Here is a 23,996-nt window from a genome sequence, read left to right as displayed (position 1 = left end):
CCATATTGGTCGAGCCTCCTCTGTCGGCACGCCAGCCGTAACTTGGATACAGCAGGGAGAGGAGCATGACGCTCGTGACATTGCCCAACAAGATCGTGCGAAACAGCCACCACACCGTTCTGGTGATGCGCGACGGCAGCACATGCCAGGCCGTCTGCGTCGTCAACGACGGCAGGATCGGCGACGTCTGCTCCAAGCTCGGCCTTATCGAAAGCATCGCCAGCAGCAAGCTCGATCACGGCGAAGTGGCGTTCGACGGCCGCGTCTGGATCACCCATTCCGACATGCCGCGTCCACTGCATGCGAGCCGCCACTAGGTCTTCACCCTGCGGGTGAACGAAACATCCGGCCCCCGAGCATACCCAAGGGTCGGATATCGGGGAGGTATCAGCGGAAGAGGTCGAGAATACGTTTCGACTGTTCGTTGACGATGCTGAGGCCGATCGTCTGGAGCTGCTGCTGCACCTTCGTGGCGGCGAGCTTTACGGCGCTCTCTTCCATGTTGGCATCGACGAGGCGCCCGACGCCGCGGTCGATCGCATTCTGCAGCTTGGAGAGGAATTCCGTATTGGCGCTGATGCGGCTCGAGGTGGAGCCGAGCTTGGCGCCGGCGGAGGTGAGGCTCGAAAGCATGCTGTCGGTGGCCGAGATCATGCCGTCCAGTTCGTCTTCGGTGGTCGAATTCGAGATCTTGATTTCGCTGGCGGTGGCCGAACCCTGCGATCCCGTATCGAGGAGGTAATATTCGTAGGCGGTGCCGTTGTCGGTCGTGCCCGAATAGGCCTTGGTCAGAAGGCCGTCCGCAGCGTCGCCGCTGCTTGCCAGCGTCGTCGAGGCGGTATCGAAATCGATCGTGTTGAGGGCCGTAGTGCCGTCCGAGTTAGTCGACGAGGATGCCAGCAGCGACTTGACGCCCGGCGTCCCGGCGGAGCGCAGCCAGTTCTCGCCGTTGAAGGAGGACGATTCGGTGACCGTGCCCAGTTGCTCCTTGAGCTGGCTGATCTCCGCATTGATGGCGTCGCGATCCACGCCCGGCGAGCGTGCAAGGATGAGTTTCGCCTTGATCTCGGAAACGAGGCCGGTTGCGGCCTCCATGCCGAGCGATGCGGTATCGGTCAACGCGGCGGCAAGGCCCGATGCGTCCTCGACTGCCGAGAGCGACATGCCGCTGGAACGCATCGACGTGGCGATCGACCAATAGGCGGCGTTGTCGGATGCCGTATTGACGTTGCGCCCGGTTGCCACCTGGATCGTGTTACGCTCCAGCGCCTTGGCGGAGCCGGTCAGCAATAACAGCGCAGAAGCCGCCGACTGATTGTAAGAAATGCTGCTCATGAAGCGTCTCGCAGGTGGGAAGGACACGTTACGGGCTCAGGCAGTGAAGATCGGCGTCATGCCCTTGAGCCGTCGCCGCGTTGGCGCACGAACCCATCACCTGCAATCACCTTGCACGAGCGAGATTTCGAAGCATTTGCAGGATTTATTAAGGTTTTAATGATTGGCGGGTTTGTTGGCGGGAATGTGTTCAGATGCGGTAGACCTAAGAAATCACCGCTGCGTACTCTGGACTCAGAAGCCCTGAAATAAAAAGTCCGTCGCGGCGAGAATCTCGTCGCGATACGCGGAAAGGTCAGCAACGAGTTCGCCGAGATCCTGGGCCGGCACGGCGGCCATCCTTTGCGTCGCCATCACGTGCAGTTCGCCACGGATTGCAAAACGCGGGTTAAGACGTGGCATCGACCATGAAAGCTCCGCGACCGGATATAGCGGGACTATGACGCGAGTCTTGAGGTCATCCAAAAGGTCCGCCTGAAGGTCGAGCACCAGCAATTTGCTGGATGCCATTTTGTAAGCACGAAAACGCGCCATCAGAACTGGCGATACTTGGCGAGTGGCAAACCGTGTTTCTCGATATATTCATTTTCAAGCCGGATTGCCTCGGCATTCTCCAGCCGCCAAAGGCGTTCGCGCTCGGCCTTGATCGCCTTGGTTATACCTTCTTCGGCCGCCCGCGATACGTTTATCTTCAGCTCGCGGGCTTCGGACACAAGGTTGCTGTCCAGCGAAAGATTGGCTGCTTTTCGGGCGGACTGGGACATTCCGATCTCCAAGTTTATGCGCAAACTATATGCGCATAAACGGTCATTGGAAAGATCAGTCGTCCTTCATCTTCAAGGCCGCAATGAACGCTTCCTGCGGGATGTCGACCTTGCCGAACTGCCGCATGCGCTTCTTGCCTTCCTTCTGCTTGTCGAGCAGCTTGCGCTTGCGGGTGGCGTCGCCGCCGTAGCATTTTGCGGTCACGTCCTTGCGCATCGCCGAGATCGTTTCGCGGGCGATCACGTTGCCGCCGATCGCCGCCTGGATCGGAATCTTGAACATGTGCCGCGGGATCAGGTCCTTGAGCTTCTCGCACATGTCGCGGCCGCGCTTTTCGGCCGCGGAGCGGTGGACGAGCATGGAGAGCGCGTCGACCGGCTCGCCGTTGACCATGATCGACATCTTCACGAGGTTACCCTCGCGATAGCCGTGCAGATGGTAGTCGAACGAGGCATAACCCTTGGAGATCGACTTCAGGCGGTCGTAGAAATCGAACACCACTTCGTTGAGCGGCAGCTCGTAGGTGAGCATGGCGCGCTTGCCGACATAGGTGAGTTCGGTCTGGATGCCGCGGCGGTCCTGGCAGAGTTTCAGGATGCCGCCGAGATAGTCGTCAGGCGTCAGGATCGTCGCCTTGATCCACGGCTCCTGGATTTCCGAGATCTTGACCACGTCCGGCATGTCCGCCGGATTGTGCAGCTCGCGCTCGGAACCATCGGTCATCGTCAGCTTGTAGACAACCGAGGGTGCGGTGGCGATCAGGTCGAGGTCGAACTCGCGTTCCAGGCGTTCCTGGATGATTTCCAGATGCAGAAGGCCGAGGAAACCGCAGCGGAAACCGAAGCCGAGCGCTGCCGAGCTTTCCATTTCGAAGGAGAACGAGGCGTCGTTGAGGCGCAGCTTGCCCATCGCGGCGCGCAGATCCTCGAAGTCGGCGGCGTCGACCGGGAAGAGGCCGCAGAACACCACCGGCTGGGCCGGCTTGAAGCCCGGAAGCGCATGCGCGGTCGGCTTCTTGTCCTCGGTGATCGTATCGCCGACGCGGGTATCGGCCACTTCCTTGATCGAGCCGGTGAAGAAACCGATCTCGCCCGGGCCAAGACTGTCGACGGCGAGCATCTTCGGGGTCAGAACGCCGACGCGCTCCACTTGGTACTTGGCGTCGGTACCCATCATGCGGATGGTCTGGCCCTTGGTCAGCACGCCGTCGAGAATGCGTACCAGAACCATGACGCCGAGATAGGTATCGTACCAGCTGTCGACCAGCAGTGCCTTCAGCGGGCCTTTTTCGCCGAGTTCGCTCTTCGGCGGCGGCAGCTGGTGGACGATCGCTTCCAGCACGTCCGGAATGCCGAGGCCGGTCTTAGCGGAGATCAGCACGGCCTGCGACGCGTCGATGCCGATCACTTCCTCGATCTGTTCGCGGATGCGGTCTGGTTCGGCCGCCGGCAGGTCGATCTTGTTGAGAACGGTGACGATCTCGTGGTTGTTGTCGATCGCCTGGTAGACGTTGGCGAGCGTCTGCGCCTCGACGCCCTGGGACGCGTCGACGACCAGAAGCGAACCTTCGCAGGCCGATAGCGAACGCGAGACTTCATAGGCGAAGTCGACGTGGCCGGGCGTGTCGATCAGGTTCAGGATATAGGTCTCGCCGTTATTCGCCTTGTAGTGCAGGCGCACGGTCTGGGCCTTGATGGTGATGCCGCGTTCGCGCTCGATATCCATCGAGTCCAGCACCTGTTCCGACATGTCGCGCTCGGCAAGGCCACCGGTCGTCTGGATCAGCCGGTCGGCGAGCGTCGACTTGCCGTGGTCGATATGCGCCACGATCGAGAAGTTGCGGATATGGTCAAGCGGAGTGCGGGTGGAATTGGTGCTCATGGTCGCGCATATAGCAGCGCGAATCCCTGCCGCAAAGCGGAAAGATAACCTTTCGTTGAGGATAAAGCCCGGCAGCGTGGGCTATTTGGCAGGCTTTTCGGTCTCCGGACCGGTCATGACGGAGGCGTTCGGAAGCTGGGCGCTTCTGAGCCCGACATTCTCCCGTTCGTCGGCGGGCACGCCCACGCGTTCCTTGAGGCGCCAGATCACGTAAGTCCCATAGGCGATCGCCACCAGGATCACTGCGTAGATGAAGGTGTGCTGGCCGAAAGCAGGAGTGAGCAGGGTCACCCCGAGTGGCACGATAGTGGCTGCCGTCGACCAGGCGACCAGCAGTGTCGATGAGAGCGGCACAAAATCGCCGGGATCGGCGCGGTCGTTGGCATGCGCATTGGCGACCGAATAGACGGTCTCGACCGCGCCGCCGAAGACGAGGAAGACGAGCATCAGGACGATCATCATCGAGAAGGAGACGAACAACGCCGCGGTGCCCGCCGCAACGATCAGCGCGCAGGTGATCAAGAGCACGAAACGGCGGTCGATGCGGTCCGACAGCATGCCGAGCGGATATTGCACGAACAGCAGGCCGGTCTGCATCACCAGCATCAAAAGCGCGACATCCGCCTGCGCCACGTGGCTGGTGGTGGCGTAGATCGGCACGAAGCCCTGGATCACCATCGAGAGCCCGCCGGACGCGAGCACGCCGATCAGCCCGACCGGCGAGATGCGCCAGGCCATTTTGATGTCGACATTGACATTGGCCGGCGCAGGCGGGTTCGGCAGGCGGGTGAGGCCGATCGGCAGGATGGCGAGCGCGGTGACGAAAACCACCGCAAGCGGCGCCAGATTGCCATCCGTCGGAATACGGCCGAACAGCCAGGCGCCGGCGCCGAGCCCCAGCACGAAAGCCATGTAGAAGAACGACATAGCCCGGCCGCGCCATTCGTTGGAGGCGGCGTGGTTGAGCCAGCTCTGGGCGATGATGAAATTGACGTTGGACGCTGCCCCGTAAACGCCGCGCGCCAAAACCCACCAGATCGGCGGCGGGTTGGTGGCGATCAGCACGGCGGCGATGATCACCATCGCCATCGAGCAGGAGAATAGTCGCGCATGGCCGACCCGGCGGATCAGTGGCCCGCCGACGATGCAGCCGATCAGGCCGCCGAAGGCGAGCGTCGGGACGGCGGCACTGGCGGCCCAGGTGGAGCCGCTTTCCGTCAGTACGAAAGGAACATAGGCGGACATGATGCCGCTGCCGATGGCGGCGATCGTCATCGAAACGACGATGCTGGCGATGGACAGAGGCGACGCCGTCTCGGATGTCTGGCCGTTCATTTCGTCCCCCCGCAAGCGCGGGCGTTGGCAGTTTCCGCCGAATTGAAGCCCACTGCTAGCTCCATAGCCGATGGACCATGACAGGAGCTATCGCGGAAGCGCCATCGCTTGTAAAATTCGATAGTTCCACCATTTTCACGCTTGATTCCATCATAAGAGAATGCAATTCTCAAATCATGGAACTGACGGATCGTGACATCGAGAACGCGATCAGCGAACGACTGAAGCGCCTGCGCGCCCGGGCGGGATTGACGCTGGACGAACTGGCGAACCGCTCCGGTGTCAGCCGTGCGATGATTTCCCGGATCGAGCGGGCGGAGGCGAGCCCGACCGCCGCGCTGCTGGCGAGGCTGTCGGAGGCGCTCGGCCTCTCCCTCTCGGCATTCTTCGCCGATGACGAGCCACAGAATTCGCCGCTCAGCCGCAGGACGGAGCAGAAGCTCTGGCGCGATCCGCATACGGGCTATCTGCGCCGCTCGGTCTCGCCATCGGGCACGCCGTCGCGCGTCGATATCGTCGAGGTGGATTTTCCAGCCCATGCACGGGTCAGCTTCCCGCCGCGGGAGGAAAGCCGGGTGATGACCCAGCACGTCTGGCTCTTCGAGGGCGTGCTGGAAATGGTCATCGGCGAGACCGTCCACACGCTTCACCCCGGCGATTGCCTCTTCATGGATATCGGCGCCGCCTTCGACTTCCACAATCCGTCCGACAAGCCGGCCCGTTATGCCGTTATCCTCGACCGCGGCCGCTAATTCTTTTTAAGACGCCAGGAGCCTTTTCAAGATGACCGTCACCATTCGCATCCTCAATGCCGGCGAAACCCGCGCCACCATAACCGATCTCTCAGAGACCCTGTCCGACTGTGTCAACGGCGGGGCTTCGCTCGGCTTCATGCTGCCTTTCGAGCCGAAGGATGCGGTCGGCTATTGGCACGAGATTGCCGATGCGGTCGAAAAAGGCGGCGTCATCCTCGCGGTGGCCGAAGTGGAGGGCAAGGTCGTCGGCACGGTGCAGGTGGGCCTTGCCTCGAAGCCGAACCAGCCGCATCGCGGCGACCTGATGAAGCTCCTCGTGCATCGCTCCGCCCGAGGGCTTGGCCTGTCGCGCAAGCTGATGGAGGCCGTGGAAGCGGAAGCGGCACGGCGCGGCCGCACGCTTCTGGTGCTCGACACGGCGACCGGCAGCGATGCGGAAAAGATCTATCCGCGCTTCGGGTGGGAGCGGGTCGGGGTCATCCCGGACTATGCCATGTGGCCGGAAGGCGGTTTCTGCGCCACCACGCTGTTTTACAAGCGGGTTGCTTGAAGTCATTGATCTTTCACTTGGATGGATCAGCATTTTATGCGAGCTATCGTCCAAATGATGGGGGAGGTGTCGCATGCGGTCGCTCGTATACGTCCTGGCTGGCCTGTCGCTGCTCCTGAGCGGCGCAATCTTCGGCTTCTTTTATGCCTGGGTATGCTCCACCATGTGGGGGCTTGATGCGGCCGATCCGGTGGTCGCCATCGAGGCGATGAAGGCCATGAATTCATCGGTGCGTAATATGGTCTTCGCGCCGGCCTTCTTCGGCACCAGCCCACTCCTGCTCATCACAGCTCTTCTGGCCTTCTTTTTGGGGTGGCGAGGCCCGGCTGCGGCTTTCGCGCTGGCGGCCGTTGTTTATCTGATAGGCGGTCAGCTGCTCACCATGAGCATCAATGTGCCGATGAACGAGGCGCTGGCGGCAACCGCGATCCCGGCCGATGTCGACGGGGCGCGGCGCGTGTGGCAGGACTATTCGCAGCCCTGGCAGTATTGGAACGTCGTCCGCACCATCGCCAGCGGCGTCTGCCTCCTGCTTGCGGGGCTCGGGGTTGCGTTACTTGGGCGGGAAGAATCCAGGCGCAGCCGGTTTGGTTGAGCCCAAGAAAAACACCACGAAACTCTTCTGCCCCACCTCGCTTTCTTCTTGCAAATCACGTCATATGCACTGGCGCCGTTTGATCCGGCGCTTCTGAAGAGGGGCTTTATGTTTATACTCAATTCTGTGTCGGCCGTGCGCCGTGCAGCCGCGCTGACGCTTGTCCTGGCCACTTGCTCGGGAGCCGGCCAGGCCGTGTCTGCCGACGTGAGCTTCGTGATGCGCAACGAGCATCCGAACGCCGTCGAGGTCGAGCTTTACAGCCAGGACCGCAAACATGTCTGGCCAGGCGGCAACCAGGTCTACTATCTGGATGACGGCGAATCCAAGCAGATCCATCTCTCCTGCAAGCAGGGCGAGAACATCTGCTACGGTGCCTGGGTCTCCGGCGACAAGCAGACCTATTGGGGCACCGGTCCGGGCAACAAAGAGAGCTGCGAAGATTGCTGCTATGTCTGCGAAGGCGGCGAGACCGAGGAAATCAACCTGGTCGAGTAGGCAGGGACCGCAACAGGATCGGCCGCGCTGCCGGCCGATCCATTCTGTTCAGCGGAATTCTTCCGCGGCCGTACACGGGGCGATGGCTCAACGACGAAAACCCGAAGAGCACGCTTTTCGCTCAGCGGGCGGGTTTGAGGCTACGCTCGAAGGCTGACACGATGAGGCTCGTGAGTTCCCGGTGAATATCGGCCCGCGATCGGCTGGTGTTTTCGTCGCAGATCGGATCGGGCTCTTCGACGGATTTCAGGAATTCGGCCGCACCCGGTTTGCAGACGGGCAGGAAGCTGAAATGGTCGGCGCCGTTCACCTGCGCATAGCTGGCATTCGGGGCCTGTTTCGCCAGCGCGTCCGAAAGCACCGCGACCGGGATTTGCCCGGCGCTGCCGAGATTGATGAAGGCCACTGGAATATCGATGGCTCTCACGCTGCCGGCCGTGAAAGCCGTCGCAAGGCCGGGATCGACCATGACAGCCGTAGTGACGCGAGGATCGCGGTTCGATCGTTCGAAGCGTGTCCTGTCGATGCTTTCGAGATCCAATTTTTTGACCGTGACCTGTTCGCCATCGGCAAAACCGCGCCCGCCTCGGAACCAGGTGCAATCCATCATCGCCGGATAGTCGTCGCAATACCGTTTGTAGGCATCGAGATCGGCACGTGCACCGGCAAGCTCCATCGCCGTGCTGCCGCCGAGCGAGAAGCCGAGAACGCCGATATGCTCCGTGTCGATTGCCGCCTTCCAGGGAGCTTCGCCAGTCAATGCGGTGATAATGTCGGAAAGGTCCTGAGTGCGTTCCCAGATCTTCGGCGTCGCGGCTGGCGTGGAATCGCCGCTCGTGGTGCCGGGATGGTTGGGACCGGCAACGATGAAGCCCGCCTTGGCGAGCCTGGTGGCAATCCAGGCCATGCCTTCGGCGCGGGAGCCGGAGCCATGGGACAGCAGCACGAGCGGAAAGCGACCGCTTTCGAGGGACGCGTTCTTCGATGCAGGCGATCCCTCGAAAATCCGGTTGTCGCCGATGGACGTCGCTTCGCCGTCACCCTTTGACGGATACCAGACGGTTACCGCAAGTGCCCGGTCGTGTTCGGGCGAAACCACGCTGATCTTCCGGACGCCGACGGGATCTGCGGCAAGGGTGGGGGAACTGCTGATACCCGCCAGCAGAAGAGTAAAAAGGCGAAGGGTGGGTCGCATGGGAGCCTCGTTCGATCTGAGAAAGAAGGCTGATCCCTGGCAAGAGGATGGGCATGTTGGCGACCTCGATCACGTTCGAGGTCGTCCTCGAACGTGATCCTGTCCTGTCGCCTTAAATCCTGGCGCGCTTTTCCGTCAGGAAATAGAGGAAGGCGATGATCGGCAGGGCAAGTCCGAGCGAGGAGGCGAGCAGCCAGCCGCCTTCGGCAAAGGCCCAGGCGCCGACGGCGGAGCCGATCGCGCCGCCGCAGAAGAAGGTCGCCATGTAGAGGCCGTTGAGCCGGCTTCTCAGGTCCGCGCCGAGATTGTAGATCGACCGCTGGCCGATCACGAGTGTCATCGTCACCCCGAAATCGAGCAGGATGGCGGCAAGCGTCAGGAGCGCTAGCGCTACGGCGGAGCCTTCCGGTGCGATATGGGTGATCAGGAAGGCGACGGCGACGGCGGCGATGCCGAATATCGTCGCAGGTTTCCCGAGATCCCGGTCGGCAAGGCGTCCGGCGATCGGCGAGGCGATGGCACCCGCGACGCCTGCGAGGGCAAAAAGTGCGATGCCGGCCTGGCTGAGGTGGAAGGCGGGACCGGCGAGAACCAGCGGCGTCACCGTCCAGAACAGGCTGAAGGTGGCGAACTGGCAGGCCTGGTAGAATGCCCGGCGGCGCAGGACCGGCTGGGTTGCGTAAAGGCGGCCCATCGAGGCGAGCAGGGCGAAATAGGAGAGCTTGGTCTGCGGCATCCGCTTCGGCAGGCGAGCGGCAAGCACGAAGCCGAGCCCGATCATGACGGCTGCCGACAGGAAGAACACGACGTGCCAGGAGGAGAGTTCGGCAATGAAGCTCGAGACCGGCCGGGCCATCATGATGCCGATCATCAGCCCGCTCATGACATTGCCGACCACCCGGCCGCGATTGGCGTCGTTCGCCAGGCTGGCGGCGAACGGCACGATCATCTGTACGGCGGTGGAGCCGACGCCGATCGCCAGCGACGCGGCAAGGAACGGAATGGATGCGCTCGACAGGCCTGCGCCGAGCAGCGCCACGGTGGCCACGCCAATCATGGTGAGGATCAGCCGGCGGTTTTCGAGAAGGTCGCCGAGCGGCACCACCAGCAGCAGGCCGAGGCCGTAGCCGATCTGCGTCAGCGTCACGATAAGGCCTGTCGCATGCGCCGGAAGGCCGATCGAGGCAGCGATCGGGCCTGCCAGCGGTTGGGAATAATAGAGATTGGCGGCGATAAGCCCGCAAGCCGCAGCCATCACGAAGGTCATCGCGGCGGATAGTCCCGATGCCGCCGCCGGAGTGGCCATCGTCGCGGAATTGGTGGTCATTATATGCTCCTTGGGAGGAAGGATCGGATAGCAATCAGTCGAGAAGTTTCATGGCCGTATCGACCACGGAAAAGGCGCGGTCGCGGTTCGGGCCAGTCTTGCCCAGCACCCTCAAGCCCTGGGTGACGGAGAGCAGAAGGCGGGCAGTGGCTGCCGGATCGATCGCTGCCGGGATCGATCCATCCGCCTGGCCTTCGCGGATCAGGGTATCGAACAGGGCTTCGCTGCGGGCCATGGATCGGCCGACCCGCTCGGCGGCCTCGGTGTCGTAGACGGCAAGTTCGATCGCGGTTCCGACGACCAGGCAGCCGCGCCGCCCGCTTTCACCATGCGAGGCTTCGGCATAGAAGCGCAGCATGCGGGAAACCTTGTCGCGGCCGTTTGCGCCTTCGGCCAGCTCCTGGTCGAGAAGCGCGTTGCGGACCTGCTTGTAGCGGTCGAAACTCGCTAGAAAGATCGCCTTCTTGTCCTTGAACGCCTTGTAGAGACTGCCGGCGGCAAGCCCCATGGCGTCCTTCAGATCCGAAATCGAGGCGGCGTGGTAGCCTCTCTCGGAAAAGACGACGATCGCCTTGTCGAGCGCTTCTTCGATCTCGAATTCGCGGGGGCGGCCCGGCGGGCGCGTCGCGGTGTTGATATCCATGATGTCGGCTTGGTTAGGAAACGATCGTTCCCCAATAGGACCATGTTTGCGCTTCGTCAAGAGCAAAGCCCTGTTCGTAGCGGGTCGCTGTCGGACTTTGGGAGCGGTCCGGCAAACTAAAAGGGGAACACTTGGCACACCGGACGGTTACCTATCCGTCACCAACCCCAAAGCTGGAGGCAGATATGAGCAAGAGTGACGTGAAAGAGGCCGTAAAACGCGCCGAGCGCCAAGTGGAGAACACCAGTGCCGGTGGCCACCTCGGCGGCACCTATTACGGCCAGAACCCGGACGGCAAAACGGCATCGACGAATACCAATGTCGGCAAGAACCGCCCCAACACCGGCAGTAGCTAGGACGTCACCACGATCAACAGATTTGGAAAGCCCCGCCGCGTGCGGGGCTTTTTGTTGTAGGCTCCAAAAATCCGGTTGCGAAAAAAAATCGGTTGGGTCTGTCGGGGAGGAGGGGAGCCGAACGTCCTCGGTTCAAGGATGGACATCGCGATGCTGCGCAATCCGTCCGGATCTCGGAACCTGTGACTTAGGGGAATAGACATGAGTAGCAATTATCGTTGGGTGATCGTCGCTACCGGCGCCTTGATGGGCTGCGTCGCCGTTGGCACGATGTTCTCGCTGGCCATCTTTATCGAGCCGATCGCCAAGGCGACCGGCTGGTCGCGTGCCGGCATTTCGAGCGCCATGACGCTCAATTTCGTCGTCATGGGCCTCGGCGGCTTCATGTGGGGCACGTTGAGCGATCGTTTTGGCGCCCGCATCGTCGTGCTGATCGGGGCCGCACTTCTCGGTCTGGCGCTGGTGCTCGCCAGCCAGACACAAAGCCTCATCGCCTTCCAGCTGATCTATGGTTGCCTGATCGGGCTTTCCGCCAGCGCTTTCTTCGCTCCGATGATCGCCGTCACCATGTCCTGGTTCGACGAGCATCGCAGCCTGGCGGTCTCGCTGGTATCGGCCGGCATGGGCATGGCGCCGATGACCATTTCGCCCTTTGCCCGCTGGCTGATCACCGCCTATGACGACTGGCGCCTGGCGATGCTCTTCATCGGCATCGGCGCCTGGATACTGCTCCTGCCGACAGCCTTCCTGGTCCGCAATCCGCCGGCCGTGGCAGCCCCTGGCGGCGCCGCCTCCGAGCCCCAGGCCGAAGGTGCCGGCATGTCGCTGTCGCGGGTGTTCCGTTCGCCGCAGTTCCTGGTGCTCGGTTTTACCTTCTTCGCCTGTTGCGCGGCCCATTCCGGCCCGATCTTCCACATGGTGAGCTATGCGATGTTTTGCGGCGTGGCGCCGATGGCGGCGGTCAGCATCTACAGCGTCGAGGGCGCGGCCGGCCTCGGCGGTCGCATTCTGTTCGGCGTGCTTGCCGACCGGCTGGGCGTCAAACCGGTGCTGATCGGCGGGCTGATGATCCAGGCGGCCGTCATTGCAGCCTACACGATGGTGACCGATCTCGGCCAGTTCTACACCTTGGCGGTGATCTTCGGCGGCACCTATGGCGGCGTGATGCCGCTCTATGCGGTGCTGGCGCGGGAGTATTTCGGGCCAAAGATCATGGGCACCGTGTTCGGTGCTGCGACCATGCTGTCCAGCCTCGGCATGGCCTTCGGACCTCTAGCCGGCGGCTGGGCCTTCGATCATTTCGCAAATTATGATTGGCTGTTCTTCGGTTCGGCACTGGTCGGCCTCGGGGCCGTGGCGATCGCTCTCGCCTTTCCGCCGCTGCCGCGCCAGCCGGCGCAGCTCCAGGCCGCTTGAGCAACTCCCGGACTGTGAGCCACACAGCAAAGAGCCCGGAAAATTCCGGGCTCTTTGAAGTTCAGTGATCGGCTGGGGCCTTGCGGCCCTTGGCTCGAGCCGGGGCCGGAGCAGGCTCCGCCGCTTCGCGTTCGAGACGAAGCTGCCTCAGTTTCTCGGTTTTCTTTTCCCGCTGGGTCGCTTCCGCACTAATGATGGAGCGCGCGGTGTGATCTGTCGCAGCGGCTTTGTCACGCGCGGAAAGCTTGGTGGGATTGAAGAATTCGTCCTTGGTGGCGGCCATAATATCCTCCTTCCTGATGGGATGTCCGTGCGGCTGACAAATTATCCGCGCGCCGGACGGACCACTTTCTTGGGAGCCGGCAGGAGGCCTTCGCGCTGCATCTTCTTGCGCGCCAGCTTGCGGTAGCGGCGAACGGCTTCAGCCTTTTCGCGTACCCGCTTTTCGGAGGGCTTCTCGTAGGCGCTGCGCGCCTTCATCTCGCGGAAGACGCCTTCGCGCTGCATCTTCTTCTTCAGCACCCGGAGTGCCTGCTCGACGTTGTTGTCTCTGACTAGAACCTGCAAACTAAATCCTTTCCATTGCGGGCAGATCCCGCGTTCGATCAAAGTGTTGAATCACTTGCCAATGCGAATGCTCGACGGCTTCAGCCACGGTCCGCTCGGAGCGTCGGCGCAAGCCTCGTCCTTCTTGGCGGACGATGCGGTCTCGGAAGTGTCGATATCACTTTCAACGATCCGGCGCTCGAAATTCTCGCTGCCGAAACGTACTCTATATTGGTTTTCACCGCGATCGGCTGCCGGCAAAAGGCCCACGACGCGGCATGTCCGGTCGCCAGTGGCGGTCCGGGTAAGGCCTGCCTTGAGGACGATGTTATCGCCTATGGCATAGACATTTGCGCTCATCGTGTTCTCCTTGGACCGGCCGAAAGCCGGGGCAAAACAAAAAGGCCGGGCGTTACCCCGACCTCTTCCCGTCATTCAAGCCGTCGCTGCCAGTACATCCGTGGTCAGCCGAGGCGAATGACATCCTTATGCGGCCCGGAGGTTGTCGGCGGAGCTCTTGCCGGACTTGCGGTCGCGAACAATCTCGTAAGAGATCTTCTGACCTTCCGTCAGGGAAGACATGCCGGCACGTTCAACAGCAGAAACGTGAACGAAAACGTCCGTCGCGCCGTCATCAGGCTGAATGAAGCCGAAACCCTTGGTGCTATTGAACCACTTTACGGTGCCAGTATTCATAACGATTTCCTTTCAATCGTTAGAGATTGCGGACAGTATTCCGTCCGCTTTGATCGATATTTGAGAGGAAATCTGACTGAGCACCAGGCCCGTGAACAAAGGTCGCAAGCAATTTTCGATAGCGTCAATATAAGCTTTATCCGTTGATAATCAATGCTGCCACGGAGATTTAATTTTCCGGGCGCTCAACGGCAATGCCGATCTGCTCAATCAACGACATGATTTTACAATGCAATATTGAAAATAGCAACCGCTTTGGCCGGTTTGGAAGCCGATGCTGACGCATTGGCGACCGTTTTTCAAACGCCAAGCCCGGAGGGTCGCTCCGGGCTTGGGGCATGTCATACGATGGGACGGTCAAAGCGCGCCGGCGCGCTGCTGCGTCATCATATAGGTATCGTAGGAATATTCGGCGATTTGGGCCCAGAGGTAGGCATCCTTCTTGAATGCCTGCTGGCTGTCGTAGATTTTCTTGAAAGCCGGGCTCTTGGCCGAGAGTTCGGCATAGGTCTCCATCGCCGCCTTGAAGCAGACATCCATGATCTCGCGGCTGAAGGGCTTCAGTATCGCGCCTTCGGCGACGAGCTTCTTCAGCGCGGTGGCGTTGTGGGCATCGTAATTGGCAAGCATGCTCATGTTGGCCGCGGCGCAGGCGTCGGTGACGATCTGCTGGTAGCTTTTCGGAAGGCCCTTGAACTTTTCGAGATTGAAGAAGGCATGCATGGCCGGGCCGCCTTCCCACCATGCCGGGTAGTAGTAATATTTGGCGACCTTCACGAAGCCGAGTTTCTGGTCGTCATAGGGACCGACGAATTCGGTGGCGTCGATCGTGCCCTTCTCGAGCGCCGCATAGACGTCGCCGCCAGCGATCTGCTGCGGGGTGACGCCGACCTTCTGCATGACCTGGCCCGCCAGGCCGGCAATCCGCATCTTCAGACCCTTGAGGTCATCGATCGTGTTGATTTCCTTGCGAAACCAGCCGCCCATCTGGGTGCCGCTATTGCCGGCCGGCAGGGCATAGAGATTGCGCGGGGCCAGGAACTCGTTGATCAGGTTGTTGCCGCCGCCTGCCGTGAACCATGCATTGGTCATGCGGGCGTTGAGGCCAAAGGGAATGGCGGTGCCGAGCGCAAACGCCGGATCCTGGCCGATGTAATAATAGGAGCAGGTGTGGGCCATCTCGACCGTACCGTTGGCAACCGCGTCTGCTGCCTGCAGTGGCGGCACGATTTCGCCGGCCCCGAATGTCTGGATCGTAAACTTGCCGTCAGTGGCGTTCCTGACGCTGTCGGCGATCTGGTTGGCGGCGTTGAAGATGATGTCGAGGCTCTTCGGAAAAGAAGAAGTCAGTCGCCAGTTGACCCTGGGGCTTTCCTGGGCAATCGCCGGGGCGGCAAGCGCGGTTGCGGCAGCGGCGCCGACCCCGGCCGTGGCGGCCTGCTTGAAGAAATGTCTGCGATCCATGAAATCCTCCTCTAAGCGAAGTGTGCACGGCCTGTCCGGGCTCTCGGTTCGCTCATAATCCTTTCATTTCGGGAACGGCAAGGAAATTCCAAAAAGTCGCACTGGTGCCCGGTCGATCTTGAGGCCGACCGGGCAATTGCGCCCACGAAATCCAAGTTACCAGGGAAGAGTTTGGTCGTCGAAGAAATAGCCGGCGGTCGGGCCGTCTGGACCCAGCGTGGCAAGCCGCACCGGTACTTCGGCCGCCTGTTCGACGCTGCGATAACCCGAATGGCCGTTCATGTCGGTCTTGGTGTAACCCGGATCGGCCGCATTGACCTTGATGCCGAAGGGCGCCGCCGCCTTGGCGAACGACACGGTAACGGCATTGAGCGCCGTCTTGGACGAATTATAGCCCAGCGTATTGATCTCATAGAACTGGTTTTGCGGGTCGAGCAGAGCCTGGAGCGAGCCAAGTTCGCTGCTGAGCATGACGACACGTCCTGCGCCGGATGCCTTGAGCAGGGGCAGCGCCGCCTGGGTGATGCGGATCGGCCCGAACGTGTTCACCTCGTAAACCGCTTTTACGACCTCCATCGGTTCATCGAAGGGCTGGTGCGCAAAACTGTCGGCGATGCCGGCATTGTTGATGAGCGCGTCGAGATGGTCTGTCTGGCGGCTGAGTTCCGCGATGGCCGAGGTGACGCTTTCGTCGCTGGTGACGTCGAGCTGCAGGAGATGCGCGTCGAGCCCTTGGTCGCGCAGTTTCTGCGCCGCTTCTTCGCCGCGGCCGACATCGCGGCTGCCGAGCCAGACGCGATATCCCTCGGTAGCGAGCCGTCTTGCGATCTCGAAACCGATGCTTCTGTTGGCGCCGGTGACGAGTGCCGTCTTCTGTTTGGTCATGTGCAATGCTCCTGTGGTTGCCGGCCACAGATGGAGGCATGGATGGTCTGGGCGTGAGCCAAGAACTGCCGATTTCTTGCCTAATCCTCCCGACTGCGGTTCTTGCATCGGCGGTAGCTCTTGCGCCCGCGGCAGTCTGTTGGCATCTCAGGGTCATGACGAAGCCCATGGATGAAATCCGCGATCTGGTCTCGCGACATGCTATCGGCCGCCGCACCGAAACCGCGGTGCCGCGCCTTGTCATCATGAAGGGAACGAACCCGACCAGCCTGCTGCCCGGCGTTTACGAACCGATGCTTTGCCTTGTCCTGCAGGGATCGAAATGCGTGGTGATCGGCGACCAGGCGATGCATTACGACAGCGCGAGCTATTTCGTCTCCTCCGTCGAAGTGCCGGCCTCGGGGCAGATTGTCGATGCGAGCCCCGAACAGCCCTACCTTGCGCTCAGCCTGACGCTCGACATGGCAGCAATTGCCGAAATCCTCATCGACATGCCGGACGACGTCGTTGTTTGCTGCGGCGCCTGTTTCGGGGTGAGCCCCGTTACGCCGGAACTCGCCGAAGCCTTCCTGCGCTTTGCCCGGCTGGTCGAACGGCCGCAGGATGTTCGTGTGCTCGGTCCGCTGATCGAGCGGGAAATCCTCTATCGGCTGCTGCAAGGGCCGCAGGGGGCGGCGATCCGCCAGCTGGTGCGGCCGGAGAGCCGGCTTGGCCATATCCGTAGGGCGATCGGTCATATCCGCACGTATTTCGATGCGCCGCTGAGAGTCGACGAATTGGCGCGGGTCGCGGGCATGAGTGCTTCGGTCTTTCATCGCCACTTCAAGGATGTGACCGCCATGAGCCCGATCCAGTACCAGAAAAGCATCCGTCTGCACGAAGCCCGCCGCCGGTTGCTGGCGGAAGCGGGCGATACGGCGCGGGTCGCCTTTTCAGTGGGATACGAGAGCGTCACCCAGTTCAGCCGCGAATATGCCCGCCAGTTCGGCGCCTCGCCGGCCCGCGATGTCGGACGCCTGCGCGACAGGTCGGTTGGCGATATCGAACTGGTCGAGGGCTGATAAGTGAAAAGCCCGGAGGTTCGCTCCGGGCTTTGATGCTCAACCTCAACGATGATTACAGCGTGCCCTTGCGCTGCTGCACCATCATGAAGGTGTCATAGCTGTATTCGGCGATCTGGTTCCAGAGATAGCCTTCCTTCTTGAAGGCCTGCTGGCTGTCGTAGATCTTCTTGAAGGCGGCATTCTTGGCGTTGAGTTCAGCATAGACTTCGAGCGCAGCCTTGTAGCTGGCTTCGAGGATTTCCGGGCTGAACGGCTTCAGGACGGCGCCTTCCGAAACGAGCTGACGCAGCGCTTTGGCGTTGCTGGTGTCGTAGCGCGAAAGCATGTTCTGGTTGGCATTGGCGCATGCATCCTTGATCATGCGCTGGTAGCTCTTCGGAAGGGCGTTGAACTTGTCCTTGTTCATGAAGGCGTGGACGGCCGGGCCGCCTTCCCACCAGGCCGGATAATAGTAGTACTTCGCGACCTTCACGAAACCGAGTTTCTGGTCGTCATAGGGGCCGACAAATTCGGTGGCGTCGATCGTGCCCTTTTCAAGCGCTGCGTAGACGTCGCCGCCGGCGATCTGCTGCGGCGTGACGCCGAGCTTCTGCATCACCTGCCCTGCGAGGCCGGCAATGCGCATCTTCAGGCCCTTCAGGTCTTCGATCGTGTTGATTTCCTTGCGGTACCAGCCGCCCATCTGGGCACCGGTATTGCCGGCCGGCAGCGCGAAGAGATTGTAGCCGCCAAGGAAGTCGTTGAGCAGCTCGTTGCCCCCGCCGACCGAGAACCATGCATTGGTCTGGCGGGCGTTGAGACCGAACGGAACGGCGGTGCCGAGCGCGAACGTCGGGTCCTTGCCGATATAATAATAGGCGCAGGTATGCGCCATTTCGACGGTGCCATTGGAAACGGCGTCCGCTGCCTGCAGAGCCGGCACGATTTCGCCAGCGGCGAAGGTGTGGATCGTAAAGTTGCCGTCCGAGGCTTCCTTGACGCTTTCGGCGATGTCGGTGGCGGCGGACCAGAGGATGTCGGTGTTCTTGGTGAAGGACGAGGTCATGCGCCAGGTGATCTTCGGAGATTCCTGGGCAATGGCAGGCGCTGCGAGCGCGGTCGCTGCAGCGGCGCCCACGCCGACGGTCGCGGCCTGCCGGAAGAAGTTTCTGCGGTTCATGGGATTTATGCCTTCTAAACTTTGGGAGGTGCCCGGATTTTGGCCCGCGCGGCGCAGCTCATAATCCTTTCGTTTCGGGAACAGCAAGAAAAAAATCCAGAAGATTACGCTGCGGCGCAGCAAATCTTTCCGGATATTGCGTCAGCCGCTCCCACCGCCTTTAGATCGCAGGGAGAGCATAAATCCCTTGAAGTTTTCAGATGACGCTTTAGTTTAGAATAATTCTAATAGAGGTTTTCATGCTCGCCCGTCTCCTTACCAATTCCAAGCGCCCATTCGCCTCCCTCGACGAGAAGGAAATCCTGGCGCTCGCCATCGCTTCGGAAGAGGAGGATGCGCGGATCTATCTCGCCTACGCGGACAATCTCAAGGATCAGTTTCCCGCATCCGCCAAGGTGTTCGAAGACATGGCGGAGGTCGAGCAGACCCACAAGAACATGCTGATCGAGATGTTTCGCTCACGCTTCGGCGAGCGCATCCCGCTGATCCGCCGCGAACATGTGCGCGGTTTCTACGAACGCAAACCGGATTGGCTGACCCGCAACCTGTCGCTCGACACCATCCGGGAACAGGCGGAAGCCATGGAGCAACAGGCTTTTCGTTTTTATACCGAGGCGGTAAAGCAGGTTTCCGACGCCTCGACGCGGCAGCTGCTCGGCGATCTGGCGATTGCCGAACAGGGGCATGAGGATATCGCCCGCATGCTCGGCGACAAACACGTGACCGACGACGTGAAGACCGAGGAAGACGAGACCGCCCGCCGCCAGTTCATCCTCACCTATGTGCAACCGGGCCTCGCCGGGCTGATGGACGGTTCGGTCTCGACGCTGGCGCCGATCTTCGCGGCGGCCTTCGCGACGGGCGACACCTGGTCGACCTTCCTGATCGGCCTGTCGGCCTCGGTCGGTGCGGGTATTTCGATGGGCTTTACCGAAGCCGCGCACGACGACGGCAAGATTTCCGGACGCGGTTCGCCGATCAAGCGTGGGTTTGCCTCCGGCATCATGACGGCGCTCGGTGGCCTCGGCCACACGCTGCCTTATCTCATCCCGCATTTCTGGACCGCGACCATCGTTGCCGCGATCATCGTCTTCTTCGAACTCTGGGCGATCGCCTTTATCCAGAACCGCTACATGGAAACACCGTTCCTGAGGGCAGTCGTCCAGGTGGTGTTCGGCGGGTCGCTGGTGCTCGCCGCAGGCATCTTGATCGGGAATGGGTGAGAAACGGTCGGGCGGAGCCCGAGCAATCGATCCGGTGAATCGATTGCAGCTTCGAACGCCCTGAGCCCAAAGCGAAGGGCCGGGATCCGGTGCGGCACACTCCCTGAGCTCAAACGTGCGGTCGGTAGGCTGCTGGTGATGCCTGAACCGTTCCTCACTCAGCCGCTTGCGGCGCCCTGACCCGTGGCACCTCGAGCGAAAACACCGCGCCGCCGTCGTTGTGGGTAGTGAAATGCCCGCCGAGTTGCTTGACGAAATTGGCGATCAGCTTGCTGCCCATTCCGCCGGCCCGATTGAAGGCCTCGATGCCCGGCCCGTCGTCGCGAATGACAAGGCTCAGATTGTCGCCGTCTTCGCGGAGTTCGACGGAAAGCCTGCCGCCTTGACGACCGGCAAAGGCATATTTGAACGAGTTTGAAACGACCTCGTTGATGATCATCCCGAGCGGCAAAGCCTGTTCGCGATCGACGGTCAGCGGCTGCAGCCTGAGGTCGAGCACGACGGGCGTTTCGTAGCCCGAGGCTATGTCGGTGATCAGCTTGGTAGCATAGGGCGCCACCTCGACCTGTTCGAACTGATCGTTCTGGTAGATCTGTTCGTGCACGGCGATCATCGCGGCAATGCGCCTTGTCATGTCGTCGCGAGCATCGACCGGCAAGGCCTGCAGCCGCACGAGCGCCAACACCGCCTGGAGATTGTTCTTCACCCGGTGATGAATTTCTCGCAGCAGGAAGCGGTTGCGCTCCACCGCCTGCTCCAGTTCTTCGTTGCGGGCCGAAGTGCGATAGAGAAGGCGGTTGATCCAGAGGGCGCCGAGGACCAGCAGCGCCATCAACGGCAGCATGACCAGCGTGTCCGAAAGGAGATTGCGCCAGAACTGGTCGAGAATTTCCTGCCGTGCGATGGCCGCAAGGGCGATGAGCGGCCAGCCGGAGACCTTCCAGAAGGCGACGATGCGGGCATGGCCGTCGATCGGCGAGACCGGACTGTGGTAGAAGCCGGTGGGCATTTGGCGCGTCATCGGGTACCACGCGGTCGTACTGAGATCGATCGGGCGTGTTGTCGCCGGCCGTCGGGCCATCAGCCACCCGTCATCCCTGATGATCAAAATCGTAGAGTTCGGCCCGAGCCCCATCGACGCCCAGAAACCGTCCAGGCTCTCGTTCGGGATGGTAATGCTGGCAATGCCCCGGAAAATACCGTCTTGCTCGATCCGCCGCGCGACGGTGAAGGATGGCTTGCCGGCAGTTTCGTTTTCGAGCAGCCGGGTGAAAGCCAGCTCCTGGCCATCCCTCAGCCTGCTGAAATATGCACGCGCGCTGTGATCGTCGGATGCATTTCCAGGTGCATTCCCGCCGACACTGGAAAAGCGGACCACGCCGGTGTCATCCAGAAGCGAATATTGAAAACCCGCCGGCAGTTGTCCGACAGCCCGCGACAGGTCGACTGCAAGCCCGGGCGAACCATCGATCGGTCGATCTCCCACCTCGGTTCCGATACGCCGCAGGGCCTGGTCGCTTGCTTCGATCATCCACTCCAGGTGAGCCGCGACCACATGCGCGGACGAGAGCGCGCGAGCTTCGCCTTCCTTCAGGGCCGTCCGGTAGTTTTCGAGGATAATAAGGCCGGCGACCGCCAGCAGGGCGAGGGCGAACAAGCCGGTCAGCAGGATCGGGAGGGTGGGCCTCGTTGCACGGGCCGCGTGTGGCAAGCCTGGTTTCACATCGTCACGCACAACCCGCTCCGGTTTCAGAGATTCCCTCCTAGCAGGTTGGATGCATCGGGGAAATGTCTTCCGACAAGGCGACACCAAAAACATTCGCCCGCAACCTGGATGATGCGGGCGAATGTCAATCTGTACTCAAGGGTGCAGGTTATTTCAATGCACCGACCAGCAGGTCGCGGCCGTTTTCGATGGTGACCCAGCGTCCCGTGTTGAACGAGGCCTGACGCTTCAGGAAGGTGTAGGGCGTTGCAAACCAGGGCTTCACCTCGTTATCGAGGTTGTCGAGGATGAAATCCCCGTCCGACGTGCGCAACGTCAGGACCGCATGGCCTTCGCCGTCCGGCTTGCGGACAACGGTCATCAGGAGATCGGAAAGGGCGAAGCCTTGCGCCGCGAGTTCCTTGCGCTTCTCGAGCGCAAAGTCCTCGCAATCGGCGAAATTGCTTGGATAGCTCCAGACCTCTTCGCGGCCGTAGACCTCCTTGTCGGTCTTGGCGATGTAACGCGCGTTGACGGCCCGGTTGATCTGGCGGACGGCAGCCCAGCCTTTGGCGCTGACCTTGGGGGAGGGAGCGGAGCGGCTCTTGATAGAGCATTCCGTCGCATATTTATGACAGAATTCGTAATGGCCGATTGGCTGGGAGGTAACGGCACCGGTGACCATCGCGGCCATTGGCCTTGGAGCCGGAACTGCAGCACTCACTGGTACAAGTACGCTAACTAGGATCACGGCTATACGCCGCGCCTGCAAGGCTATCATCATGGACCCGTCCCTTCAAATCCTAATGAAACGTTAAGGGCGGACGGGAGAGAGAGTCAATCGGTGAGTTTTGTTAACGGCTCATCGCTCGCATTATGGTTAAGGCTGCAACATTTTTGTATCAGCCCAAAATTTAATCATTAAATATTAGGGCCGAGACCGCAGCCCGCAATTTTTCGATGTCCTGGGGCCTGGAGAGCCGGTGATCTCCGTCGCGGATCAGCGTCAGGACGACGTCGTCGGCCGGCAGGAATTCGACGAGCTTCAATGCGTGGGGGTAAGGCACGTCCGGATCCTTCATGCCCTGCAGGATGTGGACCGGGCAGCCCGTCTCTATGATGCCCGTCATGACCAGGTTACTGCGGCCGTCTTCTATGAGGTCGCGCGTATAGATATTGGGCTCCGGGCTGTATTCGGAGCGTTCCTCGAGATAACCGCGCTCGGCAAGCGACTGCCGTTCGGCTTCGGTGAGATTGGGCTCGATGAGTTCCGCCGTGAAATCCGGCGCCGGCGCAATCAGCACGATGCCGTCGACCTTCGCAGCCTTCTTGCGCTTCTTCAGTTCCTGCACGAGGCGCAGCGCGATCCAGCCGCCCATCGACGAGCCGATCAGGATGACGCGTTTCGGCTTGATGTCGTCAAGGACGGCGATTGCTTCTTCCAACCAGCGCGAGATCGTCCCGTCACGGAAGGCGCCGCCGGAAATGCCATGGCCCGAATAGTCGAACCGGATCGCCGCGAGCCCGAGTTCGCCGGCAAGCGCGTCGAGTTCGGCGGCCTTGGTGCCCGTCATGTCCGACCGGTAGCCGCCGAGCCAGACGAAGGCAGGCCCCGCCTTTTTCTTGCGCGCGGCCCGGTGGATGACTGCGATCTCCCGCGCAAGCGTTCCGGAGCCGACGGTGATCGTTTTGCGGATGAGGTTGGCTGCGTCGGTCATGGTGGAATCCTGAGGTTTTGCCGCGCTTATAAAACAGATTCTTAGGCATAGGACAGCAGGTGATTTTTTCGCGCGGCTATGCTATTGACTTCGCCGTAGCGATCACGACATTGCCGTCGGCCGCAAGCCGGACGCTGTCGATGTGTCGCTGCGGTGCCGAAACAATCTAGGAGAATACGACCATCCGCAGACCATTCAAAACCGATGCCCCTGTTAAGGACGGGCCGCGCTCCAACCGGGAAATTCGCATTCCCAAGGTCCAGCTTATCGATGCCGAAGGCTTGAACCTTGGTATCGTTCCGACCGAGCAGGCTCTCAAGATGGCTGAGGACGCCGGCCTCGATCTCGTCGAGATCTCGCCGAACACCGAGCCGCCAGTGTGCAAGATCCTCGACCTGGGCAAGCTGAAATATGCGAACCAGAAGAAAGCGGCAGAAGCCCGCAAGAAGCAGAAGATCGTCGAAATCAAAGAAATCAAGATGCGTCCTAACATCGACACGCATGACTATGACGTGAAGATGAAGGCGATGAACCGCTTCTTTGAAGAGGGCGACAAGGTCAAGGTGACGCTGAAGTTCCGCGGTCGCGAAATGGCCCACCAGGAACTCGGCATGAAGCTTTTGCTTCAGGTGAAGGACGATACTTTGGAAATTGCCAAGGTGGAAGCTGAGCCGAAGCTCGAAGGCCGCCAGATGATGATGGTGCTGGCGCCGAAATAAGCGCCGCACCGGATGCCTTTTCGACGGACCGGCTGGCTTGGCCGCCGGATTTTCGTCATGTCTTCTTTCCCATTGCGCTTTTGACCGACTGCGGTTATAAGCGCGCGTTCCGAACGGTCCGGCAGGGCATGCCGTGGCTGTTCTAAATGCTTGAAACCAGCATCGT

Annotated in this window: 28 protein-coding genes; 10 read left to right on the top strand and 18 right to left on the bottom strand. The window is 61.1% G+C overall.

Features of this window, described 5'->3' with window-relative positions:
* Positions 1–65: 65 nt before the first annotated feature.
* Positions 66–317, top strand: a complete 252-nt coding sequence (locus tag C5J22_RS14290) for a hypothetical protein (RefSeq protein WP_046667282.1) — start codon at positions 66–68, stop codon at positions 315–317.
* Positions 318–387: 70 nt separating this feature from the next.
* Here the strand turns inward: C5J22_RS14290 and C5J22_RS14285 are convergent, their stop codons facing one another.
* The 5 genes from C5J22_RS14285 to C5J22_RS14265 form a co-directional block, all read right to left on the bottom strand.
* Positions 388–1,335, bottom strand: a complete 948-nt coding sequence (locus C5J22_RS14285) for a flagellin (RefSeq protein ID WP_105438742.1) — start codon at positions 1,333–1,335, stop codon at positions 388–390.
* A 234-nt stretch (positions 1,336–1,569) separates the two neighbouring features.
* Positions 1,570–1,869 carry a CcdB family protein gene (locus tag C5J22_RS14280; protein WP_038548227.1) on the bottom strand — a complete coding sequence of 100 codons (300 nt, stop codon included), beginning with the start codon at positions 1,867–1,869 and terminating at the stop codon, positions 1,570–1,572.
* A complete protein-coding gene (locus C5J22_RS14275) occupies positions 1,869–2,099 on the bottom strand; it encodes a type II toxin-antitoxin system CcdA family antitoxin (RefSeq protein ID WP_105438741.1) in 231 nt (76 codons plus the stop codon). Before C5J22_RS14275 ends, C5J22_RS14280 begins: the two co-directional genes overlap by 1 nt.
* A gap of 55 nt (positions 2,100–2,154) precedes the next feature.
* Positions 2,155–3,981, bottom strand: coding sequence for a translation elongation factor 4 (gene lepA / locus C5J22_RS14270; protein ID WP_038592419.1), 1,827 nt, complete (start codon positions 3,979–3,981; stop codon positions 2,155–2,157).
* An 81-nt stretch (positions 3,982–4,062) separates the two neighbouring features.
* Positions 4,063–5,316: an MFS transporter gene (locus C5J22_RS14265; protein WP_105438740.1), complete on the bottom strand. Its 1,254-nt coding sequence runs from the start codon at positions 5,314–5,316 to the stop codon at positions 4,063–4,065.
* A 176-nt stretch (positions 5,317–5,492) separates the two neighbouring features.
* Here C5J22_RS14265 and C5J22_RS14260 point away from each other — a divergent pair, with 176 nt between their 5' ends.
* From C5J22_RS14260 to C5J22_RS14245, 4 genes are all read left to right on the top strand, one after another.
* Complete coding sequence (locus tag C5J22_RS14260) at positions 5,493–6,068, top strand: XRE family transcriptional regulator (RefSeq protein ID WP_105438739.1); 576 nt, start codon at positions 5,493–5,495, stop codon at positions 6,066–6,068.
* Between the two features lie 31 nt (positions 6,069–6,099).
* Positions 6,100–6,621: a GNAT family N-acetyltransferase gene (locus C5J22_RS14255; RefSeq protein WP_105438738.1), complete on the top strand. Its 522-nt coding sequence runs from the start codon at positions 6,100–6,102 to the stop codon at positions 6,619–6,621.
* Between the two features lie 73 nt (positions 6,622–6,694).
* The gene (locus tag C5J22_RS14250; protein WP_105438737.1) at positions 6,695–7,216 is read left to right on the top strand and encodes a DUF1772 domain-containing protein; all 522 of its coding nucleotides are present in this window, start codon (positions 6,695–6,697) and stop codon (positions 7,214–7,216) included.
* A gap of 108 nt (positions 7,217–7,324) precedes the next feature.
* On the top strand, positions 7,325–7,714 hold the full coding sequence (locus C5J22_RS14245; protein ID WP_105428955.1) for a hypothetical protein: 390 nt from the start codon (positions 7,325–7,327) through the stop codon (positions 7,712–7,714).
* A 121-nt stretch (positions 7,715–7,835) separates the two neighbouring features.
* Here C5J22_RS14245 and C5J22_RS14240 read toward each other — a convergent pair whose 3' ends face one another.
* The 3 genes from C5J22_RS14240 to C5J22_RS14230 all read right to left on the bottom strand — a co-directional run bounded on the left by C5J22_RS14240 (position 7,836) and on the right by C5J22_RS14230 (position 10,879).
* Positions 7,836–8,909 carry a serine aminopeptidase domain-containing protein gene (locus C5J22_RS14240; RefSeq protein ID WP_105438736.1) on the bottom strand — a complete coding sequence of 358 codons (1,074 nt, stop codon included), beginning with the start codon at positions 8,907–8,909 and terminating at the stop codon, positions 7,836–7,838.
* A 112-nt stretch (positions 8,910–9,021) separates the two neighbouring features.
* A complete protein-coding gene (locus C5J22_RS14235) occupies positions 9,022–10,215 on the bottom strand; it encodes an MFS transporter (protein WP_105438883.1) in 1,194 nt (397 codons plus the stop codon).
* Positions 10,216–10,270: 55 nt separating this feature from the next.
* Positions 10,271–10,879 carry a TetR/AcrR family transcriptional regulator gene (locus C5J22_RS14230; protein ID WP_105438735.1) on the bottom strand — a complete coding sequence of 203 codons (609 nt, stop codon included), beginning with the start codon at positions 10,877–10,879 and terminating at the stop codon, positions 10,271–10,273.
* 185 nt (positions 10,880–11,064) lie between these two features.
* Here C5J22_RS14230 and C5J22_RS31165 point away from each other — a divergent pair, with 185 nt between their 5' ends.
* Both C5J22_RS31165 and C5J22_RS14225 read left to right on the top strand, forming a co-directional pair.
* The gene (locus tag C5J22_RS31165; protein WP_172723891.1) at positions 11,065–11,235 is read left to right on the top strand and encodes a hypothetical protein; all 171 of its coding nucleotides are present in this window, start codon (positions 11,065–11,067) and stop codon (positions 11,233–11,235) included.
* 201 nt (positions 11,236–11,436) lie between these two features.
* Positions 11,437–12,651, top strand: coding sequence for an MFS transporter (locus C5J22_RS14225; RefSeq protein WP_105438734.1), 1,215 nt, complete (start codon positions 11,437–11,439; stop codon positions 12,649–12,651).
* A 61-nt stretch (positions 12,652–12,712) separates the two neighbouring features.
* Here the strand turns inward: C5J22_RS14225 and C5J22_RS14220 are convergent, their stop codons facing one another.
* From C5J22_RS14220 to C5J22_RS14195, 6 genes are all read right to left on the bottom strand, one after another.
* Positions 12,713–12,934 carry a hypothetical protein gene (locus tag C5J22_RS14220; RefSeq protein ID WP_046603001.1) on the bottom strand — a complete coding sequence of 74 codons (222 nt, stop codon included), beginning with the start codon at positions 12,932–12,934 and terminating at the stop codon, positions 12,713–12,715.
* 41 nt (positions 12,935–12,975) lie between these two features.
* Positions 12,976–13,218, bottom strand: a complete 243-nt coding sequence (gene rpsU, locus C5J22_RS14215) for a 30S ribosomal protein S21 (RefSeq protein WP_038548258.1) — start codon at positions 13,216–13,218, stop codon at positions 12,976–12,978.
* A gap of 51 nt (positions 13,219–13,269) precedes the next feature.
* Entirely contained in the window at positions 13,270–13,557 is a 288-nt protein-coding gene (locus tag C5J22_RS14210) for a hypothetical protein (protein ID WP_046630247.1), read from the bottom strand.
* A 126-nt stretch (positions 13,558–13,683) separates the two neighbouring features.
* Positions 13,684–13,893 (bottom strand): cold-shock protein, encoded by a 210-nt coding sequence (locus C5J22_RS14205; RefSeq protein WP_007770461.1) that lies wholly within the window; start codon positions 13,891–13,893, stop codon positions 13,684–13,686.
* A gap of 357 nt (positions 13,894–14,250) precedes the next feature.
* On the bottom strand, positions 14,251–15,357 hold the full coding sequence (locus C5J22_RS14200; RefSeq protein ID WP_105438733.1) for a TRAP transporter substrate-binding protein: 1,107 nt from the start codon (positions 15,355–15,357) through the stop codon (positions 14,251–14,253).
* A 156-nt stretch (positions 15,358–15,513) separates the two neighbouring features.
* Positions 15,514–16,242 (bottom strand): SDR family oxidoreductase, encoded by a 729-nt coding sequence (locus C5J22_RS14195; protein WP_105438732.1) that lies wholly within the window; start codon positions 16,240–16,242, stop codon positions 15,514–15,516.
* A gap of 167 nt (positions 16,243–16,409) precedes the next feature.
* On the opposite strand from C5J22_RS14195, the gene C5J22_RS14190 reads away from it, so the two are divergent.
* The gene (locus C5J22_RS14190) at positions 16,410–17,303 is read left to right on the top strand and encodes an AraC family transcriptional regulator (protein ID WP_245440379.1); all 894 of its coding nucleotides are present in this window, start codon (positions 16,410–16,412) and stop codon (positions 17,301–17,303) included.
* 55 nt (positions 17,304–17,358) lie between these two features.
* Here C5J22_RS14190 and C5J22_RS14185 read toward each other — a convergent pair whose 3' ends face one another.
* Entirely contained in the window at positions 17,359–18,465 is a 1,107-nt protein-coding gene (locus tag C5J22_RS14185) for a TRAP transporter substrate-binding protein (protein ID WP_105438882.1), read from the bottom strand.
* Between the two features lie 239 nt (positions 18,466–18,704).
* Here C5J22_RS14185 and mbfA point away from each other — a divergent pair, with 239 nt between their 5' ends.
* On the top strand, positions 18,705–19,688 hold the full coding sequence (gene mbfA / locus C5J22_RS14180) for an iron exporter MbfA (RefSeq protein WP_105438730.1): 984 nt from the start codon (positions 18,705–18,707) through the stop codon (positions 19,686–19,688).
* Positions 19,689–19,842: 154 nt separating this feature from the next.
* Here mbfA and C5J22_RS14175 read toward each other — a convergent pair whose 3' ends face one another.
* The 3 genes from C5J22_RS14175 to C5J22_RS14165 all read right to left on the bottom strand — a co-directional run bounded on the left by C5J22_RS14175 (position 19,843) and on the right by C5J22_RS14165 (position 23,111).
* A complete protein-coding gene (locus tag C5J22_RS14175; RefSeq protein ID WP_172746624.1) occupies positions 19,843–21,423 on the bottom strand; it encodes a sensor histidine kinase in 1,581 nt (526 codons plus the stop codon).
* Between the two features lie 139 nt (positions 21,424–21,562).
* A complete protein-coding gene (locus C5J22_RS14170) occupies positions 21,563–22,177 on the bottom strand; it encodes a transglutaminase-like cysteine peptidase (protein ID WP_046667300.1) in 615 nt (204 codons plus the stop codon).
* A gap of 130 nt (positions 22,178–22,307) precedes the next feature.
* Positions 22,308–23,111: a carboxylesterase gene (locus tag C5J22_RS14165; protein ID WP_105438728.1), complete on the bottom strand. Its 804-nt coding sequence runs from the start codon at positions 23,109–23,111 to the stop codon at positions 22,308–22,310.
* A gap of 182 nt (positions 23,112–23,293) precedes the next feature.
* Here C5J22_RS14165 and infC point away from each other — a divergent pair, with 182 nt between their 5' ends.
* Positions 23,294–23,830: a translation initiation factor IF-3 gene (infC, locus tag C5J22_RS14160; RefSeq protein WP_038548290.1), complete on the top strand. Its 537-nt coding sequence runs from the start codon at positions 23,294–23,296 to the stop codon at positions 23,828–23,830.
* Positions 23,831–23,996 lie beyond the last annotated feature (166 nt).

The sequence above is a fragment of the Neorhizobium sp. T25_13 genome, assembly GCF_002968675.1.
Taxonomy (GTDB): domain Bacteria; phylum Pseudomonadota; class Alphaproteobacteria; order Rhizobiales; family Rhizobiaceae; genus Neorhizobium; species Neorhizobium tomejilense.
The sequence above is the reverse complement of the archived record's forward strand: the minus strand, read 5'-3'. Positions and strand labels throughout refer to the sequence as shown.

Excerpts from the sequence above, each read along its gene's own strand:
- C5J22_RS14290 (WP_046667282.1), top strand. The coding sequence starts at position 66 with ATGACGCTCGTGACATTGCCCAACAAGATCGTGCGAAACAGCCACCAC.
- C5J22_RS14285 (WP_105438742.1), bottom strand. The coding sequence starts at position 1,335 with ATGAGCAGCATTTCTTACAATCAGTCGGCGGCTTCTGCGCTGTTATTG.
- C5J22_RS14280 (WP_038548227.1), bottom strand. The coding sequence starts at position 1,869 with ATGGCGCGTTTTCGTGCTTACAAAATGGCATCCAGCAAATTGCTGGTG.
- C5J22_RS14275 (WP_105438741.1), bottom strand. The coding sequence starts at position 2,099 with ATGTCCCAGTCCGCCCGAAAAGCAGCCAATCTTTCGCTGGACAGCAAC.
- lepA (WP_038592419.1), bottom strand. The coding sequence starts at position 3,981 with ATGAGCACCAATTCCACCCGCACTCCGCTTGACCATATCCGCAACTTC.
- C5J22_RS14265 (WP_105438740.1), bottom strand. The coding sequence starts at position 5,316 with ATGAACGGCCAGACATCCGAGACGGCGTCGCCTCTGTCCATCGCCAGC.
- C5J22_RS14260 (WP_105438739.1), top strand. The coding sequence starts at position 5,493 with ATGGAACTGACGGATCGTGACATCGAGAACGCGATCAGCGAACGACTG.
- C5J22_RS14255 (WP_105438738.1), top strand. The coding sequence starts at position 6,100 with ATGACCGTCACCATTCGCATCCTCAATGCCGGCGAAACCCGCGCCACC.
- C5J22_RS14250 (WP_105438737.1), top strand. The coding sequence starts at position 6,695 with ATGCGGTCGCTCGTATACGTCCTGGCTGGCCTGTCGCTGCTCCTGAGC.
- C5J22_RS14245 (WP_105428955.1), top strand. The coding sequence starts at position 7,325 with ATGTTTATACTCAATTCTGTGTCGGCCGTGCGCCGTGCAGCCGCGCTG.
- C5J22_RS14240 (WP_105438736.1), bottom strand. The coding sequence starts at position 8,909 with ATGCGACCCACCCTTCGCCTTTTTACTCTTCTGCTGGCGGGTATCAGC.
- C5J22_RS14235 (WP_105438883.1), bottom strand. The coding sequence starts at position 10,215 with ATGGCCACTCCGGCGGCGGCATCGGGACTATCCGCCGCGATGACCTTC.
- C5J22_RS14230 (WP_105438735.1), bottom strand. The coding sequence starts at position 10,879 with ATGGATATCAACACCGCGACGCGCCCGCCGGGCCGCCCCCGCGAATTC.
- C5J22_RS31165 (WP_172723891.1), top strand. The coding sequence starts at position 11,065 with ATGAGCAAGAGTGACGTGAAAGAGGCCGTAAAACGCGCCGAGCGCCAA.
- C5J22_RS14225 (WP_105438734.1), top strand. The coding sequence starts at position 11,437 with ATGAGTAGCAATTATCGTTGGGTGATCGTCGCTACCGGCGCCTTGATG.
- C5J22_RS14220 (WP_046603001.1), bottom strand. The coding sequence starts at position 12,934 with ATGGCCGCCACCAAGGACGAATTCTTCAATCCCACCAAGCTTTCCGCG.
- C5J22_RS14210 (WP_046630247.1), bottom strand. The coding sequence starts at position 13,557 with ATGAGCGCAAATGTCTATGCCATAGGCGATAACATCGTCCTCAAGGCA.
- C5J22_RS14205 (WP_007770461.1), bottom strand. The coding sequence starts at position 13,893 with ATGAATACTGGCACCGTAAAGTGGTTCAATAGCACCAAGGGTTTCGGC.
- C5J22_RS14200 (WP_105438733.1), bottom strand. The coding sequence starts at position 15,357 with ATGGATCGCAGACATTTCTTCAAGCAGGCCGCCACGGCCGGGGTCGGC.
- C5J22_RS14195 (WP_105438732.1), bottom strand. The coding sequence starts at position 16,242 with ATGACCAAACAGAAGACGGCACTCGTCACCGGCGCCAACAGAAGCATC.
- C5J22_RS14190 (WP_245440379.1), top strand. The coding sequence starts at position 16,410 with ATGGATGAAATCCGCGATCTGGTCTCGCGACATGCTATCGGCCGCCGC.
- C5J22_RS14185 (WP_105438882.1), bottom strand. The coding sequence starts at position 18,465 with ATGAACCGCAGAAACTTCTTCCGGCAGGCCGCGACCGTCGGCGTGGGC.
- mbfA (WP_105438730.1), top strand. The coding sequence starts at position 18,705 with ATGCTCGCCCGTCTCCTTACCAATTCCAAGCGCCCATTCGCCTCCCTC.
- C5J22_RS14170 (WP_046667300.1), bottom strand. The coding sequence starts at position 22,177 with ATGATGATAGCCTTGCAGGCGCGGCGTATAGCCGTGATCCTAGTTAGC.
- C5J22_RS14165 (WP_105438728.1), bottom strand. The coding sequence starts at position 23,111 with ATGACCGACGCAGCCAACCTCATCCGCAAAACGATCACCGTCGGCTCC.